Raw genomic sequence first — 18066 nt, forward strand, 5'->3', positions numbered from 1 at the left:
AAATGACCGATTTTCATTCACCACTTTCCGAATTACTTTGGAAAGTGGTTTTTTATTTTGTGAAAATCGTCAAAAATTTAAAAAATGATTGATTCTAACCAACAAAACAGTCATAAAATGACCGTTTTTGATGTATAATGAAACTATAAGAACGGTTTAATGTCGAAAAAAGTCGTATTTTGAACGTTTTATAAAGAATTTATATAAATTTTGAACGTTTTTGATTGATTTTTAGATGTAAACGCTTTATATTAAAGATGCGGAGGGAAACCTTATGTTAACCAAAAAACGCCATCAACTCATCCTTGAGCTTTTAGCCCGAGAAGAAGTCGTCAAGATGCAAAAGATCGTCGAACAAACCGGTGCGAGTGAATCCACGATTCGTCGGGATTTATCACAACTCGAGACAGCAGGTCATCTGCGTCGGGTGCACGGGGGCGCAACAGCGAACCATTTGCAAATTGAAGAACCGAGTTATTTCGAGAAGAGTGACCAACACGTCGAAGAGAAGGAGCGGATCGCGCGAGCGGCTGCCGACCTGATTGAAGACGGGATGTATGTCTATCTCGATGCCGGAACGACGACGCTTGCCATCGTTCCGTATCTCGAAGAGAAGGCGATTACGGTCGTAACGAACAGTCTTCCTCTAGCGAACACGTTACTCTATCACCGTATCCCGACGTTCGTCGTCGGAGGGCAACTCAAGCATTCAACGCAAGCACTCGTCGGTTACAACGCACGTGAAGGAATGTTGATTTACCATTTTGATGTCGCGTTCCTTGGGATGAACGGTGTTCATCCGGCACAAGGCTTCACGACACCAGATCCGGAAGAGGCACTCGTAAAGAAGACAGCGATCGAATTAGCAAAACAATCGTATGTACTCGTCGATGAGACGAAGCTGGATGCGATCAGTTTCAGTCGTGTGGCGTCCTTGCAAGCGGCGACGATCATCACGACGACATCCAGTGAGCAAGAAGCGAAATACAGTCAATACACAGAGGTGGTGAACGCGAAATGATTTATACACTGACACTCAACCCATCAATCGACTATTATGTCACGTTACCGGTATTTGAGGCAGGACAAGTCAATCGTGTCGAACAGGCGGAAAAAGTGGCCGGAGGGAAAGGGATCAACGTCTCTCTCGTCCTAAAAAACTATGAGGTGGAAACACAAGCACTCGGATTCCTTGGAGGAAGTACCGGACAATTCATTCGGACGGAACTCGAGAAACGAGGCGTGTTGACGGACTTCACACCGATTCAAGATGAGACGCGAATCAACGTAAAGATTCGCGCCGATCAAGAATCTGAGCTGAATGCAGCGGGACCGAAGATTCAACCGGAAGAGCTGGAGCATTTATTATCCCGATTCAAGACGATGGAAGCCGGTGACATCGTCGTCTTCGCAGGTAGTATCCCAAGCAGTCTGCCGCATGATCTCTATCGTCATATCGCGACGATCCTGAATGAACGGAACGTCCGCTTCGCTGTCGATACGACGAAGGAAGCGATGCTTGAAGTCTTACCGCTCGGTCCATTTTTAATCAAGCCGAATCACCATGAACTCGGTGAAATCTTCGACGTCGAGATTACGTCGAAGGAGATGGCCGTTCCATACGCCCAACAGCTCGTCGAGCGAGGTGCCGAGAACGTCGTCATCTCATTTGCAGGAGACGGAGCACTGCTTGTAAATCGTGAAGGTGCCTATACGGCAAACACACCGGCAGGGAAGCTCGTCAATTCCGTCGGTGCTGGAGATTCACTCGTCGCTGGATTCGTCGCCAGCCACGCGCTCGGTAAATCATCAGAAGAAGCGTTCCGCTATGCGGTGACGACTGGTAGCGCGTCTGCTTATTCCTTTGGTCTTTGTACGAAGGAAGATATCGATCGTCTCATCAAAGACGTCAACGTCGTTGAACTCATTCAATCCTAAAAAGGAGTGTGACTACTCATGAAAATTACTGATCTCTTGACACGCGATACGATTCAGCTCGATTTACAAGCGTCATCTAAAGCCGCTGTCATCGACGAACTCGTCAACGTCCTCGATCGGGCAGGAAAACTGAACGATCGCTCGGCATATAAAGAAGCGATTCTCGCACGGGAAGCGCAAAGTACGACAGGTTTAGGGGAAGGCATTGCCATCCCGCACGCAAAAACGGCAGCAGTCAAAACACCAGCGATCGCTTTCGGTCGTTCGGCAGGTGTTGATTACGAAGCACTCGATGGTCAACCAAGTCGGTTGTTCTTCATGATCGCAGCAGGTGAGAACGCAGATAATGCGCACCTTGAAACACTTTCAAAACTATCCGTTTATCTAATGGATATGAATTTCCGCGATACGATTCTTGCGGCTAAAACGAAAGACGAAGTGATCGCAGCAATCGAAGCGAAGGAACGCGAAGAAGAAGGTCCAGTTGACGTCTCAAGCGACAACGTCGACCAAGACGCACCGTATATCCTCGCTGTCACAGCTTGTCCGACAGGGATTGCACACACGTATATGGCAGCTGATGCCCTTCGTCAAAAAGCAGAAGAGATGGGTGTCCGCATCAAAGTCGAGACGAACGGATCGACAGGCGTCAAGAACGGTTTGACACAACAAGACATCAACGATGCGACAGCGATCATCGTAGCTGCGGATAAAGCGGTTGAGATGGATCGTTTCAACGGGAAACACGTCGTTGAAGTACCGGTCGCACAAGGAATTCGTAAACCACAAGAATTAATTAACCGTGCCGTCAAACAAGACGCACCTGTCTACAAAGCGAGCGGTTCAAGCGAAAGTTCAAAACCAGCGCGTGGTGGATTCTACAAACACTTAATGAGTGGGGTATCCGCAATGTTGCCACTCGTCGTCGCTGGTGGTCTCTTGATTGCGATCAGCTTCTTCTGGGGAATCAACTCTGCGAACCCGGATGATCCGTCATACAACGAGTTCGCTGCTCAGTTAATGTCGATCGGGAAAGCTGCATTCGGTCTCTTGATTCCGATCCTCGCTGGATTTATCGCGATGTCGATCGCTGATAAACCAGGTCTTGCTCCTGGTCTGATTGCTGGTTTCCTTGCAAGTAACGGTAATGCTGGTTTCCTTGGCGGATTGATTGCCGGTTTCCTTGCTGGTTACGTCGTGCTCTTGCTCGTTAAAGTCCTCAAAGGTCTCCCAGCAGCACTTGAAGGAATCAAACCAGTCTTACTCTATCCATTGTTTGGTTCATTCATCACAGGGATGATCATGTTGCTCGTCATCAATGAGCCGATCGCGAAGTTCATGACATGGCTCACGGATTCGTTGAACGGGCTCAGCGGTGGGAACGCAATCCTCCTCGGTATGCTCGTCGCAGGTATGATGGCAATCGACATGGGTGGTCCAATCAACAAAACAGCATATGTTTTCGGTACAGCTGCTCTTACAGCAGGTAACACGGAAGTCATGGCAGCCGTCATGGCAGGTGGGATGGTTCCACCACTCATCGTGGCTTTCTCATCAACATTGTTCGCACGTAAGAAATTCACACCGCAAGAACGTGAAGCAGGTATCGCTGCTTACGCAATGGGTGCATCGTTCGTCACAGAAGGTGCGATTCCATTTGCAGCAGCCGATCCACTCCGCGTCATTCCGTCAAGCGTCATCGGTTCAGCTATCGCTGGTGCATTGACGATTGTCTTCGGCGTCTTGCTCCCAGCACCACATGGCGGTATCTTCGTCTTCCCGTTACTTGATGGTCCATCAGGTACGGTCATGGCAATCGTCGGTTACGCGGGTGCGATCCTCATCGGTTCACTCGTCGGTGCGGCAATCCTATCCTTCCTCAAAAAACCACTTGTTGACCAATCGGTCGCGAAAGCGGAAATGACAGAAGGAACAGGTACGAAAGCATCATAATTCACCTAAATCCTCTCCGTTTTCAAGCGGAGGGGATTTTTTGTTGAATTTTGACGGCTAACGGTGAAGAATAGAGGGCATACTGAATAAGAAGGAGGGATGGACATGGGTGGACAATCCTTACAAATCGGACCACGGACCATCAAGACAGGTCTTGCGGTCATCTTGGCGCTGTTGATCAGTAATCTGTTCAACCTCAGCCCGATCCTGCCTGCAATCTCGGCAGCGACGACACTCCTGCCTTCGGTCTATCAGACATGGAAACAATTTCTCGAGGAAGCAGAGGCCAACTTGATTGGTGCCTTTTTGACGTTACTCGCACTTTGGATTTTAGGGGATAATCCAGCCAATCCGCTCGCGATCGGAATCGTCATCATGGCAGCAATCTCGATTTTGCTAGCCTTTGGTTTCGGGCGGACGATTCCACACGTCGTTTTGATGATCATCGTCATTCTCGAAAGTGTGGCGACAGCGACCGAGCCACTTTGGCAAGTCGTCCTGATCCGTTACTTGCTCGTCATGCTCGGGATCGGCTGTGCGCTTGGCATCAATGCGCTGATCTTCCCGCCGCGCTATGGCAATGTCTACTATCAAAAAGCGACGAAACTCTTCGAAAAGCTGCTCGTCGTCACGCGAGCGATTGCCTTCGAAGGCAAGGTCGCCCCATACCGGGCGGCAATCGATAAAATGTCAAATTCGCTCCTTGAGACACAAAACTTGTTCAACCTACACAAGGAAGAGATTCGAGGAACGCGTCAGAAGCACGCCTCTCTCTTACGGAACCTCTTGATTCTCAAACATATGCAATCGTGCCTCGAACGTGGTGTCGCGACGGCAGAGCGCTTCAGAGAGCGAGAGAAGGCCCTTGACTCGATTGCGGACGATCTTCGGAGTGAATTGTTTTATCACTTGATGCATATCGCCCAGCGACAAGAGAAGGTCTTGCTGACATATGATCTCTTGTTGACGGAAGAACCACTCGCAATGGAGGATCTCGTCAAAGAGAACATCGCCTTCGTTAAGCACTCTTTCCTTGACCGCGATGAACTCGAGGAAGAAGTCATCATGGAAATCTTACCGATCGTCGTTTCGATGAATGAGTGGATCCAAGAGCTTGAAGCATTCGAAAAACGGCTCAATGGTGCGCTTCGTCGTCATATCACATCACTGACGATCGAACAAAAATCAGTCCGTGATAAAACATTTAATCGATTTAAACGTAAAAAAGCCATTGACGAAAGTAAAAAGTAAGCGTATAGTCCTCCTTAACGATACTTTACTTGCTAAAAGCATAACAGTATAACAGCATAACAGAACGAAAGATTAAGCGATGATGAAACCGAAGTAAAGACCATTTCCCTGTTTCAGAGAGCACGTGGCGCTGCGAACGTGTACACAGATGGTGTTGAATTACAGTTTCTGAGCTTCTTGCGTAAGCGAGCGGAGCACACCGTTATCCCAATCATAAGTGACTCAGTCGATGACTGGGTAATCAGGGTGGTACCGCGGCTTTCGTCGCCCCTGTCGAACAATATGTTCGGCAGGGGCTTTTTTGTTATCTCACATTCATTCAAGGGGGAACTCATATGTCTACACCAATCATTCCAAGTCATTTACGTCCACACGTCGCACCACAGCACTACGAAGACTACACGCCAACGGATCATGCCGTTTGGAGATACGTCATGCGACTGAATTTAAATACGTTACAAGATACAGCACATCCGGCATACCTCGAAGGGCTTGCTGCATCGGGCATCAGCCCGGAACGGATTCCGGACGTGCGTGAAATGACAGCGAACCTAAGCCGTGGAGGCTGGGGAACAGTCGCTGTTGATGGTCTCATTCCTGGCGTCGCCTTCTTCGATTTCCAAGGGCACGGACTCTTGCCGATCGCGACCGACATTCGGAAGGTCGATAACATTCTCTACACACCGGCGCCAGATATTTTGCATGAAGCAGCGGGGCACGCGCCAATCTTGATGAATCCGGTCTACGCGGAATTCGTTCGACGCTTCGGTGAGATCGGGGCACATGCCTTTAATCATAAAGCCGAGCATGACGTGTTCAAGGCACTAAAGAAATTGACGATTGTCAAAGAGAGCCCGTTCTCGACGCCAGCCGACATCGAGCAAGCTGAAGTCGAACTCGCGGAGACACGGACACACGTCAAAGGAATTTCGGAAGCGAACGAAATCTCACGTCTGTTCTGGTGGACGGTTGAATTCGGTCTGATTGGTAATATCGACAACCCACAAATCTACGGGGCAGGTCTTTTATCATCCGTCGGTGAAAGTCGCCACTGCTTAACGGACGCGGTCGTCAAACATCCATTCTCACTTGAAAAAGCACTTGCAACGAAACATGACGTGACGAGCATGCAAAAAGAACTCTTCGTTTGTGAATCGTTCGAACAACTCCGTGATGCACTTGAAGAATTCGCACAGTCGATGTCCTACATCCGCGGTGGCATCCACGGACTAACAAAAGCGGTCGAATCGGGTAACCTGTCAACGCTCGTCTTCGACAGTGGTCTCTCGCTCGTCGGTGTTCCTGAAACGCAAGAGATTCACGATTCGCTTCATCTCGTCAAACTAACAGGTCCGACAGCGCTTGCTGCGAACGGCGAAGTGTTGACAGGTCAAGGACTTGCAGATCATCCGGAAGGCTTTACACTCCTTCACGGCAAGGAATTGAACGAAGTATTGATGCAAGTCAAAGTCGGTGAACGTCTCGACTGGGCGGAAGGAAATGTTCGCGTCACAGGGGACATCACAGCGATTCAAAACGTCAATGGAAATCGGGCGCTCGTCGTCTTAGAAGCAGCGACGCTCTCGAACGACGGGAAAACGATGACGATGGACCGGATGGAATTGATCGTCGGTGACATCACGTCAGCATTCCCGGGAACGGAAGTTGAAGCACTGAAGCCGATTCCGGAAACGGTCGAGTTCGAACGAATCGAACGTCCGTTGACAGCGGCTGATCCGATCTTCGAAGTCGTCCGCGAGATTCGCGAAGGTCGTGCCGGACGAGAACGGTTACCGCAACTGATCGATCAGACACTCGTCCAGTTACCGGACGCTTGGTTACTCCGTCTTGAATTACTCGAGTTAGCGGATGAAGTCGATCAACCACGTCTGATTGCAGATCTCGAGCGCTTAAAAGCGACATCTGAGCAGCGAGATGAATTGATCACGCGTGGGATGGCCTTACTCGACGTCGTTCATCAATGAGTCGAACTCCGGTTCTGAACCTGTTAGAATGGAGACATTCGGTAAAAGGGGATGATCGGTTATGACAAATTATTATCAAGACGTAAAGGAATTCCACCGTGTGTTTTCACACCCTGGCGCAACGACGCCAACACCTATGACGGTCAATCGTGGAATCAAACGCTCGACCTGGACGGCAGAAGAAGCGGTCGTTGAGTTCCTGCATCAATCGGCGACGAGTGAAGCAGAATTTCTCGAAGCAATCGAACGTTTCAAGTCAGGACTTGATACAGCGGTCGAAAAATCGCTTCAGATGAAACAACCCGAAACAGATGTCGAACGGCTCGTCGGACAAGGGGATGCCTTGACGGACGCCCTCTACTTCATCATGGGAAGCTTCGTTGAGATCGGGCTTGATCCGGCTCCATTGTTCGAGATCGTTCAGCGTGCGAACATGGCGAAGCTTGGACCGGACGGAAAACCAATCTTCCGGGAATCGGACCAAAAGGTCATGAAACCGGAAGGCTGGCAACCACCGGAACCACAATTAGAAGCAGAAGTGCGTCGGCAAATCGCTGTAGCTTCGAGTACGTCGAAAGCGTGATTCATGACGATAAAAAGAGAGGGATGACTGGTCTGCGAACCGGTCATCCCTCTCTTGTTGTATCTATTCACTTTTGACTTGATAACGCGATAAATCGAGTTGACGGGCGGTCAGGAACTCGACCCCTTCTGCTTCAAGTGCCAGTCGCTGTTCATCGCCTTCAAGCGATAGTTTTCCGCCAGCAGCGAGCACGCGGTGCCACGGTAGACGTTCCGTCTTACTCATACTGTGAAGAATCCGCGCTACTTGTCGGGCGCTACGCGGATGGCCGGCGAGTCGAGCGACTTGCCCGTACGTCATGACCCGACCAGCAGGGATCGAACGAATGATAGTCAGGACATCTTGCGTGAATGGTGTCATGTTTCGTCCGTAGCAACGACATACTGTTGAATCTTATCGTCTTCATCAAAGCCGATCGTCACATCGATGATGCCTTGTTGCAGGCGAATCTGGAGTTCGAGACGGTCCTTGATATCGTCCGCTTGTGCGATCGTCAACGTCGGGTCGACTTCAATCTCGACTTCGACGTGGAAATGATCGCCTTCCTTAATGACTTCTAGTTTACTAATGTCCTTGACGTCAGGGTCCTTCATGATTAGTCCGCCGAGACGTGCTGCCATCGTCTCATCGGCTTCACCCAGTGCACCAGCTGCGTTTTGCAGGAAGACATTCCCGACGACGTAAAACATCATCAGTCCGATGAGGATCGAAGCAATTCCTTCTGCCTGATGGAACGGTGTCACATGCGAGATGATGACGGCGAGCATCGCGACGACGCCACCAGCCGTTGCGACCAAATCTTCTAGGAACACAAGGCGTGTGGCTGGTTTTGCTTGTTTGAGTGAGCGGAAGCTGTCAAGAATCAAGCGTGGTCCTTTCGAGTCTAACTTCGCATCGTGCGCGATCTCTTGCATCGCTTTAACAAATACGCCACTCTCTAAGACGACACCGACGAACAAGACAGACAACGTAATCCAAAAGCCAGTTGATTCTGTCGGTTCGATGATGTGGGCGATCCCTTCATGAATCGTCTCGTACGCCATGATACCGACGAAGAGGATGGCACCGAGCAAGACGAGATTGACGAGACGACCGAAGCCGTTCGGGAAACGTTTCGTCGGTGCCTTTTTACTGAGGGCAGAACCGATGAAGACAAAAAATTGGTTAGCAGCGTCCCCGAGCGTATGCATCATCTCCGCGAACATTGCGACATTTCCCGTCAGGACGTAGGCAATTGCCTTGATGATGGCGATGACGGAGTTAACGATGCCTGCCGTCAGCGCCGACCGGTTTCCCCGGCGTAATAACGTAAAAAATTCTCCCATGATTGTACTCCTTTTAGTTAAGTTACATATTAGTTCATTTTATTATGTTACATCATTTTGAGAAAAACGACTATCTTCACACGAAAAAACCCACGCAAGCTGCGCGGGTTTAACTCGTCAAGACAAGTCGACTGTTTTATTGATTTCGTTCTCATCGTCTTTGCCGACGACTTTCTTCAAGACTTGTTTGACGGACTTCGTCGTGTTTCCCGTTTCCCAGTATTCAGCAGCTTCCGTGTTGACCTTGATCAAGACGACTTTCGGATCTTCGTATGTCGTTCCAAGGTATGCTTCGTAGCGTGGACTCCAGAGCTCTTTTTTTCGTTCGATGTCTTCGACGAGTTCTGCTGTCCCACGAATCGAGACGTATGATTTGTCGACGTACGCGACGTTAACGCTCGGATTCTTAAGTAGTTCTTGGTACTTGTCTGTTTCTTTTGAAGTGAGGAACCAGAGGTCGCCATCAAATTCGATATCCTGTGTCTGCATCGGACGCGATACGAGTCCTTCTGCTGAAATCGTCGTCAGCATCGCTGTTTCGATTTTATCAATCAGTTTCTTGACCGTTTCGACTGCTTCTTGATTCGTAGTATGGGTTGACATGTAACTCCACCTCATTCGTTAGATTTTTATGCTCACTTAGGCATTGTTCCCTGAATTTCAAAATGAAAACGTCCCCATGATAGAAAGAAGCAGTTTCGTTGCACCGTACAACGAGGAGGCGTACAGTGTAGGTACGCATTCGAAAGAAAAAGGAGAGACATACATGAAACTTAGTATTTTAGACCAATCCCCGGTCTCTAAAGGACAATCGCCATCTGATGCCTTACACGAAACGGTCGAGCTCGCGAAAATCGCGGACGAACTCGGCTACCATCGCCTGTGGGTATCCGAACACCACTTCGCTAAAACATTGGCTGGTTCAAGCCCGGAAGTCTTGATCGCTTACATGGCGGCAGTGACGAAACAGATTCGCCTCGGTTCAGGCGGTGTCATGCTGCCGCATTACAGTGCTTATAAAGTCGCGGAGAACTTCCGTGTCCTTGAAGGGCTTGCACCGAACCGGATCGACCTTGGACTCGGTCGGGCACCAGGCGGTATGCCGCTTGCGACACGTGCGTTGCAAGAAGGATCGTCGCCACGTTTTGGTGGAGCCGATTACGGCGAACAACTCGATGATCTCGTCGATTACTTGAAAGACGGAGCACCTGCCGGACACCGGTTCGCGGGACTCGTCGCAACACCAGAAGTCGATACGACACCAGAAGGTTGGTTGCTTGGATCAAGTGGGGGTAGTGCCTTGAACGCTGCGCAACGCGGATTCGGATTTGCCTTTGCCCACTTCATCAATGGACAAGGTGGACAAGAAGTGATGGACTACTACCGTCATAACTTCATGGCGACGTCGTTCAATGAGACACCACAAACGCTCGTCTCGATCTTCGTGACGTGTGCTGAAACGACGGAAGAAGCAGAACGGTTAGCTTCAAGCCTGGATCTGTCACTACTCCTACTTGAAAAAGGGGTCTCGTCGACAGGAACGCCAACTCCAGAAGAGGCAGCGGCGTATCCGTATACGTTCCAAGACCAATTCCGGATCGCTGAAAACCGGAAGCGGATGATCGTTGGTAACCCGGAATCCGTTGCAAAACAATTGCAAGAGCTCGCTGATTCCTACGGCACAGACGAAGTAATGATCGCTTCGATGATCGCTGACAAGGAAGCAAAACAACAATCATTGAAATTAATCATGGATGCCGTCAAAGCGACGGTCTGACCGATACGCACGTCCTTTCTCACGAAGTGAGGCAGGACGTGTTTTTTGCGTCTGCTACGGGAATGCTCTCGGATAAGATGTCATTACGAAGTCGGAGGAATCCGAATGATGCTGCACCGAATAAGCCGACTGTACCGACTCCAAGTAGCACGATGATAGATACATGATCACTGAGTAAACCAAACAATAGGGTACCGATCGGCATCATCGCCATTGCAATGGATTCCAGCACACCGATGACACGTCCGAGGTAAGCCGGATCGGTCTGTTTTTGAACGATGAGCTGCAGTGGAATGTTCATCCGTAAGACGAGCATGCCGTCGATGAACAATAGAATCATGAAAAAAGGTAATAGTAGAGCAGATGGAACATAGCCGAGTAGGGCAAGTGCAGGAAGCGCATAACAAGAGGCGATTAAAAAGAGCGACTCGAATATCGTGCGTAACGGACGTTTCACCGTAAAGCGAGGTAAGGCAAGAAGCAACGAAGCGACAAGAAGACCGGCACCGAGTGCGGACTCGACCAGTCCAAACCGAAATGGTGTGAATTGCAGTCGATCGAGCAAAATGATTGGTAACAAGATTTCGAAAGCGACAAAAAAGAAGTTCAGGACAATCGCCATCAGGACGAGTGTCGTCAAGACCGGTTGACGGAACAGATAACGGTAGCCCTCTTTAAACTCCGAGACGAAAGACGGAGTATCGGTAGTAGCCAGAGGAGAGGTATCCACTGCAAGAAAGCGGAGGCGGCTATTCCACCAGGCAGCAGAAGCAAACAAGAGGAACGGTAAGATCAAGAATTGCGTGATGGAGACAGTGGCGATAAGCAATCCCGCAACGAGTGGAGCGGTGATCGTTGAGGTCGATTGAATCGTCGAGAAAAGCGCGTTTCCGCGTTGTAACTCATCTTCTTCTACGAGTCGCGGTAACGAGCTTGATAAGGTGACGGATAGGAACGTCGACAGGCTCGTCAAGAGGACACTAACAACGATGTAATGAACGGTATGTAGAGGGTCTTGTAGCGAATAGAGCAAAAGTCCAAACAAGACGAGTGCACTTAAGCTTTCGGTCATGACGATGATTCGTTTCCGGTTCCAGCGATCAGCGAGGACACCAGCAACCGGTGAGAGTAAAATTCGTGGCACTGATCCTGCAAGCAGGACGAGCGCAAACTGAAAACCAGACGACGTTTCCCGTAAGACGGTCAGTCCAGCGACGAACGTAAAGAGACTAGCCGCAAACAATGAACAAAACTTTCCGAATAAGACACGCTTTAAATTAAATGACATCCTGTCCACTCCTTCAGAGTTAAATTTTATTGAACTTTAGTGTAGAATAAAGGAGTGGAAGAAAAATGTAAAGATAAAGTTCAATAAAATTTAACTTTTATGATAAAAGGAGTGACAAGTGTGTTAGGGGAACGTATCAAACAGATCCGAAAACAGAAAAAAATGACGCAAACGGACGTTGCGACCGGCATCATCACGAAGTCGATGCTCAGTATGGTCGAGAACGGGAAAGCGACACCGTCAGTGCCCGCACTACAGGCGATTGCTAGGCGATTACAAGTGACGGTCGAGGAATTGATGCTCGATCCGCGGGATGTTCGGATGCGGGAACTCCTTGAAACAATCCGTTCACGAGATACCTCATATCATTCGGACGAAAAAGTTCGAGAAATTCTGCATCCGTATTTAGTGCCAGAGACAAACTCTTACTGGCAAGGACAGGTCTTTCAGGAATATGGGGATGCCCTCCGAACGTCTGACCCTGAGCTTGGTTTGACATATTTCGAGAAGGCAGAGCGAGTTTTTCAACAGCTTGGTCGTCAAGATGAACAATTACTTGCCCAAATCGCAAAAGTTTACTTTTTATTCAATCTCAAACGGACGAAGGAAGCGTATGAGCTGATCGAAGCAATGGATATACCACGTGAGATTCCACTTGCACCGAAAACCTATTTAAAGCTTCAAATCCTGCGTGCGCTCCGAGCAAGTTTGTTCGATGATCACTACACAGAAGCGATCGCCTTATTGCGTGAAGGGGTTCAGTATATGCGGGAGCAAGATGTCTATTATCATGTCATTTCGTTTCAACGTTTCCTCGGATTGTTTTTATATCTAGAAGGGGAAATCGAACAATCACGGCAAGAGTTTGATCGACTGGAGCAGTTTTTTGCATTTAGTGAAACGACTGCTGTCGGACGAATCGAAGTCGATTTAACGAAAGGACTCATCGCGATTTTTGAAAACGATACAGACGGCATGCAGATGGCGTGGGAAAAACTCGTCACTGTGGCGATTGACGACGCGAAGCATTACATCGGACAACTCGAAGTCCATCTCCTTTTGAACGGCATCGAATTACCGAATCAGACGCTGCAGCAGAGCGTCGATAAGATATGGGAGATGCAAGATGCGTGGCTTGCCGCGAGTGGATTCGACCAAGCGATGATGCTACAGACGCTCGTACTAGCGATGCAACGAGGGATTGGTCAGGAACGGCTGGAGGATGTCATTCGATTGAAGGATGATCTTCAAAGCGAACGACTCAAAGGCGATCTTGAGCGAGAGATACAAGCATTGGTTAAGGTTCAATGACAAAAAAACAGGCATGAGGCGAGTGCGCTTCATGCCTGTTCGTGTAAGGATGTCGTTCTTCTGAAAATCAATAAGACGCAAGCGGCGACGGAAACGATCAAGTGACCGATATAGACGTCTCCCGTCTGGATATAATGCAAGAGCATCGAGCCACCAAAAATCAATAAGGCAAGAAAGAGAAGCCGAACATACAGTGTTTTGTAAGACATGCAGACACATCCTTTCCATATCCAGTATATCCCAAAGTGAAGTGGTAAGACAAAAAACATCCACCCCGAGGGATGGATGAGGAAAGTTTAAAGTGATTTAAAGCCTAATAGTTTTTGCGTCCAGTAACGTTCCGATACACGGCTGATACCTAAAGCAGGTTCATTTGCATGAATGAACTGATCATTGTTCAGCATGATGCCAATATGTGTCGGACCAGCGGCATAGGTGTTTTCGAAGAAGATGATATCGCCACGCTTCGGTTGACGTAATTTTGATAACTTCGCTCCGAGATACCGATCATCGTTCCAGTAACCGTTGACGTTCGTCCGTCCGACAGCATAGCCAGCGGCATTCAACGTGTAATTCACAAAACCAGAGCAATCGAATCCACCATTGACGGGGCTACTTGATCCCCAGACGTATGGTGTACCAAGATATTGTTGCCCAATCGAGATCGCACGTTCCATCAATGTCGAACCAGGTACGGTCGTCACAGGAGGTGGTGGCGTGACCGGAGGCGTCGTTGTGACGGATCCCGTCGTGATGTAACTCTTCGCAACATAGTAGAGACCCGTTCCAATCTTGATCTGGTACCAGCCGCTATCTTTTCCTGTCGTTTCACCTGTGACATTGACCGTTGAGCCGTGTCCGACTTGCGTGAAGACTTTAGAAGACGTCGAAGGCAATGTGCGGACGTTCAGCCCGGTTGGGGCATTGACGCGATACGTCTTCGAAGCATCAACCGGCGTCACAGAGACTCCGGGAGTCGTTGGTGTTGTTGGTGGCGAAGCTTTTGTTGAAGCTTTGACATAAGTTGAAGCAACATACGCTTCTTTTCCGTCGAGCTTGACTTGGTACCACGAATCAACGGCACCTGTGACATCGAGTACTGTCTGATGGGGTAATGTCTTGTAAATTTTTGCGTTCGTTGCTGCAGCAGTCCGTGCGTTCAAGCCTTCCTTCGCATTAACCGTGTAGATCTTCGAGCGATCGACCGCTTTAATGACGTTCTTGACGGGTGTCGTCGTAGCAGGTTTTGACGTAGACGTTACTTTCACTGTCTTTTTATCAACTAATGATGCATGGATAAAAGCTACTTGCTTCTTATACGTGATTTGATACCAATCACCGGATTTTTTCGTAACAGTCAGAACGCTATTTTTTGCCAGTTTTCCGAGTGATTTCGAACTCGTCGTTGCTTGTTGGCGGACGTTGACAGCATCGGTGTTCGTTATGTAGGTCGTCGTTGTCGTAGTCTTTACTGTCGTCGCCTTGACGTATGCTGAAGTGATGAAGGCTGGTTTTGACTGGTAACGGATTTCGTACCAGCTGTTGACCTTCTTGACTGCTGTCAGCTTCGTTCCTTTTTTCAGTGTCGTGATGACCTTCGCGGAAGTCGAGGCAGCCGAGCGAATGTTGACGTTATCCGTCAATGTTAAGGTCGTTGACGCAGCAGAGACCGGTCCGGTTGAACTGATCAAGGCGATCGTCGTAAGAGCGAGAAATGTCTTCTTCACGTGACGTAGCTCCTTCCAAATAGATAGGTAAAAATCGTTGTTACCATTTTGTCATAAAAAGTGCTAATTCCCCTGATTTTAAAATATATTTTTGTTCTAAAAAACTAAGCGGTTGTTTTAATAAAAAATGAATAGCTCGATACAGTATTTTCAAAAAAGTTCGAGTACACTAGAAGTACTCGGAAGGAGGCTACACATGTTACGCCGTTTTTATCAATATTATATCCCGCATAAACGTTTATTTTGGCTTGATTTTATATCTGCCTTATTCGTCGGGGTTTTAGAACTTGCTTTTCCACTCGCTGTCCAGTGGTTCATCGACTCCTTGTTGCCAAACGGTGAGATGAACTGGATCATCCTCGTCAGCGTCGGACTATTAGCACTCTACATCATCAGCACGTTGATGCAGTTCGTCGTCAACTATTTTGGACATAAGCTCGGGATCAATATCGAGACCGATATGCGTCGTCAACTGTTCAGCCATGTGCAGAAACAGTCGTTCCGCTTCTTCGATAATACGAAGACGGGTCATATCATGAGTCGGATCACGAATGATTTGTTTGATATCGGGGAACTTGCCCATCACGGTCCGGAAGATGCCTTCATTGCCGTCATGACATTGCTTGGTGCGTTCTCGATCATGTTAACAATCAACGTACCACTCGCGCTCGTGACGATCATCGCCGTACCATTCCTGATCTGGCTGATCAGTTATGCGAACGTCCGGATGAATAAATCGTGGGACCGGATGTATGGTAATATCGCTGAAGTCAATTCGCGCGTCGAGGACAGTGTCTCTGGTGTCCGTGTCGTCCAGTCATTCACGAACGAAGCTTACGAAATCGAGCGTTTTGAAAAAGACAACGCGACGTTCCGGCAGTCGAAGATCAATGCCTACAAGGTCATGAGTAAGAGTCTATCCGGCATCTACTTGACGACCCGTTTGATGACGCTTGCCGTTTTAGTCGTCGGTGCCTACTTGACGTATCGCGAAGCTTTAACGGCAGGGGAACTCGTCGGATTCATTCTTTATATGAACATCCTGCTGAAGCCAATCGACAAAATCACCGCATTACTTGAGATGTATCCAAAAGGGATGGCTGGCTTCAAACGCTTCCTCTCGATGATTGATGAGGATGCATCGATTCCGGATGCGCCAGACGCACTCGTCGTTGATCGGTTGAACGGTGGCATCACATTCAAGGATGTGGCGTTCGGTTATGAAGCCGATCGTCTCATTCTAGAGAATATCAATCTGACGGTCGAACCGGGTCAGACAGTCGCGTTCGTCGGAACATCAGGGGCAGGGAAGACGACGATCTGTTCGTTGATTCCACGTTTTTACGATGTTCTAGATGGCGCAATCACGATTGACGGAATCGATATCCGGCAGATGACGAAGGAGTCTCTGCGACAACAAATCGGGATCGTCCAGCAGGATGTCTTCTTGTTCTCAGGGACGATCGCTGAAAACATCGCCTACGGTGACCTGAATGCGACGCACGAAGACATCGTGCAAGCGGCGGAACGTGCCCATCTCGGTCCGATGATCGCGGATCTTCCGGATGGGTATGCGACACAAATCGGCGAACGGGGACTCAAGTTATCGGGTGGGCAAAAGCAACGACTTGCCATTGCACGGATGTTCCTTAAGAACCCGCCGATTTTGATTCTCGATGAAGCGACGTCTGCGCTCGACACGGAAACGGAAGCACTGATCCAAGAATCGCTCGCCGAGTTGTCCGAGAACCGGACGACGCTCGTCATTGCCCATCGTTTAGCGACGATCCGGAATGCGGATAAGATTTTCGTCGTTACGAAGGACGGCATCGTCGAAGAAGGCTCGCATGACGAACTGATGAATCAAGGTGGTTATTTCTCCCGGTTGTTAGAGAGACAACGAGTTTGAATCGATTTGAAAGATTGGAAAGCAATGGACATGTTCCGTTGCTTTTTTTGTTCGTTCAAAAATAAGATTGTGTATGCTAATTTTAGGGAAAACGATTTATAGAAAAGAAGGCGAGGTGGAAGGATGTACGGTCAATTCTGTGAGAACTATGATGAGAGTTATCCCGTCTTGCGGGAAGAGACGTCACATGATTTCCATCGTTTTTTTGCACTGTCTTACACGATTCATGATACTGTCTTTGAACAAACTGTATATGAAAGACTAATGCGGACGATCAAACACAAGACATCGCGTTTTTCAGCGCTTCGGAGCCGTTATACGCCGTTACTTGTCGCCCATGTTCAATTGAATAGCACGGATCCCGATGTTCTCATCGAAGAGATCATCGTTGCGGAAAAGAAGATTAAACATCGCCTGATTCGTGATAAAGGGGTTCGTCCATTTTTTGCTCTCAACGAAGTATTGAATCGGCGTCAAGGAATCGATGCCTTTCCCTATATGGAACGGCTGCACGCGACACGACCTCATCTAAATGTAGCAAAGCAGTACGTCGTGACATCGACCTTGCTTGAACAGCAGCCATTACCAGAAGAATTTCTAGAGCGGGTCAATACATCGGAAGAGTGGCTCGCGCAATTCATGGAACGAACGAGTGAACGTGTCATTACGGCGCAAATCTTAGCGGCGCATCCAGATCCTTCAGCGCAACAGGAACGAATCATTGCGTGGCGGGAACTGTTAGAGCGGAGAGAGATCATCATCTGGGATCGTTTAATGCCAATTCTTGCGTTACTCCCTACAATGGAACGTGTCGACTGGATTTATGTGACCCGGATCGTCGACCGGGAGCGGGCACGGAATCGATTTTCAGACGAGGTCAACTGGTTGATTGCCTTTCATTTGTTGCTCGCTAAAACAGGTGTGACACGAGTTCAAGCCACGTTGTTATTGCTGGCTGCACTAGAGTTGACGAAAAAACCGTAAAACGAAAAACGAACGAGGAGTGGCGCGCGCCATTC

16 protein-coding genes and 1 other annotated feature are annotated in these 18066 nt (G+C 48.8%); of the genes, 10 read left to right on the forward strand and 6 right to left on the reverse strand.

The features are described from left to right. The first annotated feature begins 274 nt into the window (after positions 1–274). The 6 genes from ASF99_RS04295 (at position 275) to ASF99_RS04320 (ending at position 7710) form a co-directional block, all read left to right on the forward strand. Positions 275–1021, forward strand: coding sequence for a DeoR/GlpR family DNA-binding transcription regulator (locus ASF99_RS04295; RefSeq protein WP_023467728.1), 747 nt, complete (start codon positions 275–277; stop codon positions 1019–1021). Continuing rightward, positions 1018–1938 carry a 1-phosphofructokinase gene (gene pfkB, locus ASF99_RS04300; protein ID WP_035398162.1) on the forward strand — a complete coding sequence of 307 codons (921 nt, stop codon included), beginning with the start codon at positions 1018–1020 and terminating at the stop codon, positions 1936–1938. The genes ASF99_RS04295 and pfkB overlap by 4 nt, the downstream gene beginning before the upstream one ends. Before the next feature lie 18 nt (positions 1939–1956). After that, positions 1957–3891 carry a PTS fructose transporter subunit IIABC gene (locus ASF99_RS04305; RefSeq protein WP_023467730.1) on the forward strand — a complete coding sequence of 645 codons (1935 nt, stop codon included), beginning with the start codon at positions 1957–1959 and terminating at the stop codon, positions 3889–3891. A gap of 105 nt (positions 3892–3996) precedes the next feature. Continuing rightward, complete coding sequence (locus tag ASF99_RS04310) at positions 3997–5142, forward strand: FUSC family protein (RefSeq protein WP_023467731.1); 1146 nt, start codon at positions 3997–3999, stop codon at positions 5140–5142. A gap of 70 nt (positions 5143–5212) precedes the next feature. Further along, positions 5213–5417: a binding site (T-box leader), on the forward strand. 60 nt (positions 5418–5477) lie between these two features. After that, entirely contained in the window at positions 5478–7127 is a 1650-nt protein-coding gene (locus ASF99_RS04315) for an aromatic amino acid hydroxylase (RefSeq protein ID WP_055967147.1), read from the forward strand. A 61-nt stretch (positions 7128–7188) separates the two neighbouring features. After that, positions 7189–7710, forward strand: a complete 522-nt coding sequence (locus ASF99_RS04320) for a hypothetical protein (RefSeq protein ID WP_035398156.1) — start codon at positions 7189–7191, stop codon at positions 7708–7710. A gap of 63 nt (positions 7711–7773) precedes the next feature. On the opposite strand, the gene ASF99_RS04325 is transcribed toward ASF99_RS04320, so the two are convergent. From ASF99_RS04325 to ASF99_RS04335, 3 genes are all read right to left on the reverse strand, one after another. Then, on the reverse strand, positions 7774–8070 hold the full coding sequence (locus ASF99_RS04325; protein ID WP_023467734.1) for an MGMT family protein: 297 nt from the start codon (positions 8068–8070) through the stop codon (positions 7774–7776). Continuing rightward, positions 8067–9035: a cation diffusion facilitator family transporter gene (locus ASF99_RS04330; RefSeq protein ID WP_035398151.1), complete on the reverse strand. Its 969-nt coding sequence runs from the start codon at positions 9033–9035 to the stop codon at positions 8067–8069. Before ASF99_RS04330 ends, ASF99_RS04325 begins: the two co-directional genes overlap by 4 nt. Before the next feature lie 117 nt (positions 9036–9152). Further along, positions 9153–9638, reverse strand: a complete 486-nt coding sequence (locus ASF99_RS04335) for a pyridoxamine 5'-phosphate oxidase family protein (RefSeq protein ID WP_023467736.1) — start codon at positions 9636–9638, stop codon at positions 9153–9155. Between the two features lie 163 nt (positions 9639–9801). On the opposite strand from ASF99_RS04335, the gene ASF99_RS04340 reads away from it, so the two are divergent. Then, a complete protein-coding gene (locus ASF99_RS04340; protein ID WP_023467737.1) occupies positions 9802–10812 on the forward strand; it encodes an LLM class flavin-dependent oxidoreductase in 1011 nt (336 codons plus the stop codon). 19 nt (positions 10813–10831) lie between these two features. On the opposite strand, the gene ASF99_RS04345 is transcribed toward ASF99_RS04340, so the two are convergent. Further along, positions 10832–12100, reverse strand: coding sequence for an MFS transporter (locus ASF99_RS04345; protein ID WP_055967150.1), 1269 nt, complete (start codon positions 12098–12100; stop codon positions 10832–10834). A 120-nt stretch (positions 12101–12220) separates the two neighbouring features. Between ASF99_RS04345 and ASF99_RS04350 the strand changes: the two genes are divergently transcribed. Further along, a complete protein-coding gene (locus ASF99_RS04350) occupies positions 12221–13411 on the forward strand; it encodes a helix-turn-helix domain-containing protein (protein ID WP_055967153.1) in 1191 nt (396 codons plus the stop codon). A gap of 29 nt (positions 13412–13440) precedes the next feature. Here the strand turns inward: ASF99_RS04350 and ASF99_RS04355 are convergent, their stop codons facing one another. Both ASF99_RS04355 and ASF99_RS04360 read right to left on the reverse strand, forming a co-directional pair. Then, complete coding sequence (locus tag ASF99_RS04355; RefSeq protein ID WP_023467740.1) at positions 13441–13620, reverse strand: hypothetical protein; 180 nt, start codon at positions 13618–13620, stop codon at positions 13441–13443. Positions 13621–13707: 87 nt separating this feature from the next. Then, on the reverse strand, positions 13708–15138 hold the full coding sequence (locus tag ASF99_RS04360) for a C40 family peptidase (protein ID WP_055967156.1): 1431 nt from the start codon (positions 15136–15138) through the stop codon (positions 13708–13710). Positions 15139–15334: 196 nt separating this feature from the next. Between ASF99_RS04360 and ASF99_RS04365 the strand changes: the two genes are divergently transcribed. Both ASF99_RS04365 and ASF99_RS04370 read left to right on the forward strand, forming a co-directional pair. Then, positions 15335–17047 carry an ABC transporter ATP-binding protein gene (locus ASF99_RS04365; protein WP_023467742.1) on the forward strand — a complete coding sequence of 571 codons (1713 nt, stop codon included), beginning with the start codon at positions 15335–15337 and terminating at the stop codon, positions 17045–17047. 123 nt (positions 17048–17170) lie between these two features. Beyond that, positions 17171–18031 (forward strand): DUF4003 family protein, encoded by an 861-nt coding sequence (locus tag ASF99_RS04370; protein ID WP_055967159.1) that lies wholly within the window; start codon positions 17171–17173, stop codon positions 18029–18031. Positions 18032–18066 lie beyond the last annotated feature (35 nt).

Origin of the sequence: Exiguobacterium sp. Leaf187 (assembly GCF_001423925.1) — a bacterium.
Taxonomy (GTDB): domain Bacteria; phylum Bacillota; class Bacilli; order Exiguobacteriales; family Exiguobacteriaceae; genus Exiguobacterium_A; species Exiguobacterium_A indicum.

Coding starts and splice junctions, on each gene's coding strand:
- ASF99_RS04325 (WP_023467734.1), bottom strand. CDS start 8,070: ATGACACCATTCACGCAAGATGTCCTGACTATCATTCGTTCGATCCCT.
- ASF99_RS04340 (WP_023467737.1), top strand. CDS start 9,802: ATGAAACTTAGTATTTTAGACCAATCCCCGGTCTCTAAAGGACAATCG.
- ASF99_RS04305 (WP_023467730.1), top strand. CDS start 1,957: ATGAAAATTACTGATCTCTTGACACGCGATACGATTCAGCTCGATTTA.
- ASF99_RS04365 (WP_023467742.1), top strand. CDS start 15,335: ATGTTACGCCGTTTTTATCAATATTATATCCCGCATAAACGTTTATTT.
- ASF99_RS04320 (WP_035398156.1), top strand. CDS start 7,189: ATGACAAATTATTATCAAGACGTAAAGGAATTCCACCGTGTGTTTTCA.
- ASF99_RS04295 (WP_023467728.1), top strand. CDS start 275: ATGTTAACCAAAAAACGCCATCAACTCATCCTTGAGCTTTTAGCCCGA.
- ASF99_RS04310 (WP_023467731.1), top strand. CDS start 3,997: ATGGGTGGACAATCCTTACAAATCGGACCACGGACCATCAAGACAGGT.
- pfkB (WP_035398162.1), top strand. CDS start 1,018: ATGATTTATACACTGACACTCAACCCATCAATCGACTATTATGTCACG.
- ASF99_RS04370 (WP_055967159.1), top strand. CDS start 17,171: ATGTACGGTCAATTCTGTGAGAACTATGATGAGAGTTATCCCGTCTTG.
- ASF99_RS04330 (WP_035398151.1), bottom strand. CDS start 9,035: ATGGGAGAATTTTTTACGTTATTACGCCGGGGAAACCGGTCGGCGCTG.
- ASF99_RS04345 (WP_055967150.1), bottom strand. CDS start 12,100: ATGTCATTTAATTTAAAGCGTGTCTTATTCGGAAAGTTTTGTTCATTG.
- ASF99_RS04315 (WP_055967147.1), top strand. CDS start 5,478: ATGTCTACACCAATCATTCCAAGTCATTTACGTCCACACGTCGCACCA.
- ASF99_RS04335 (WP_023467736.1), bottom strand. CDS start 9,638: ATGTCAACCCATACTACGAATCAAGAAGCAGTCGAAACGGTCAAGAAA.
- ASF99_RS04355 (WP_023467740.1), bottom strand. CDS start 13,620: ATGTCTTACAAAACACTGTATGTTCGGCTTCTCTTTCTTGCCTTATTG.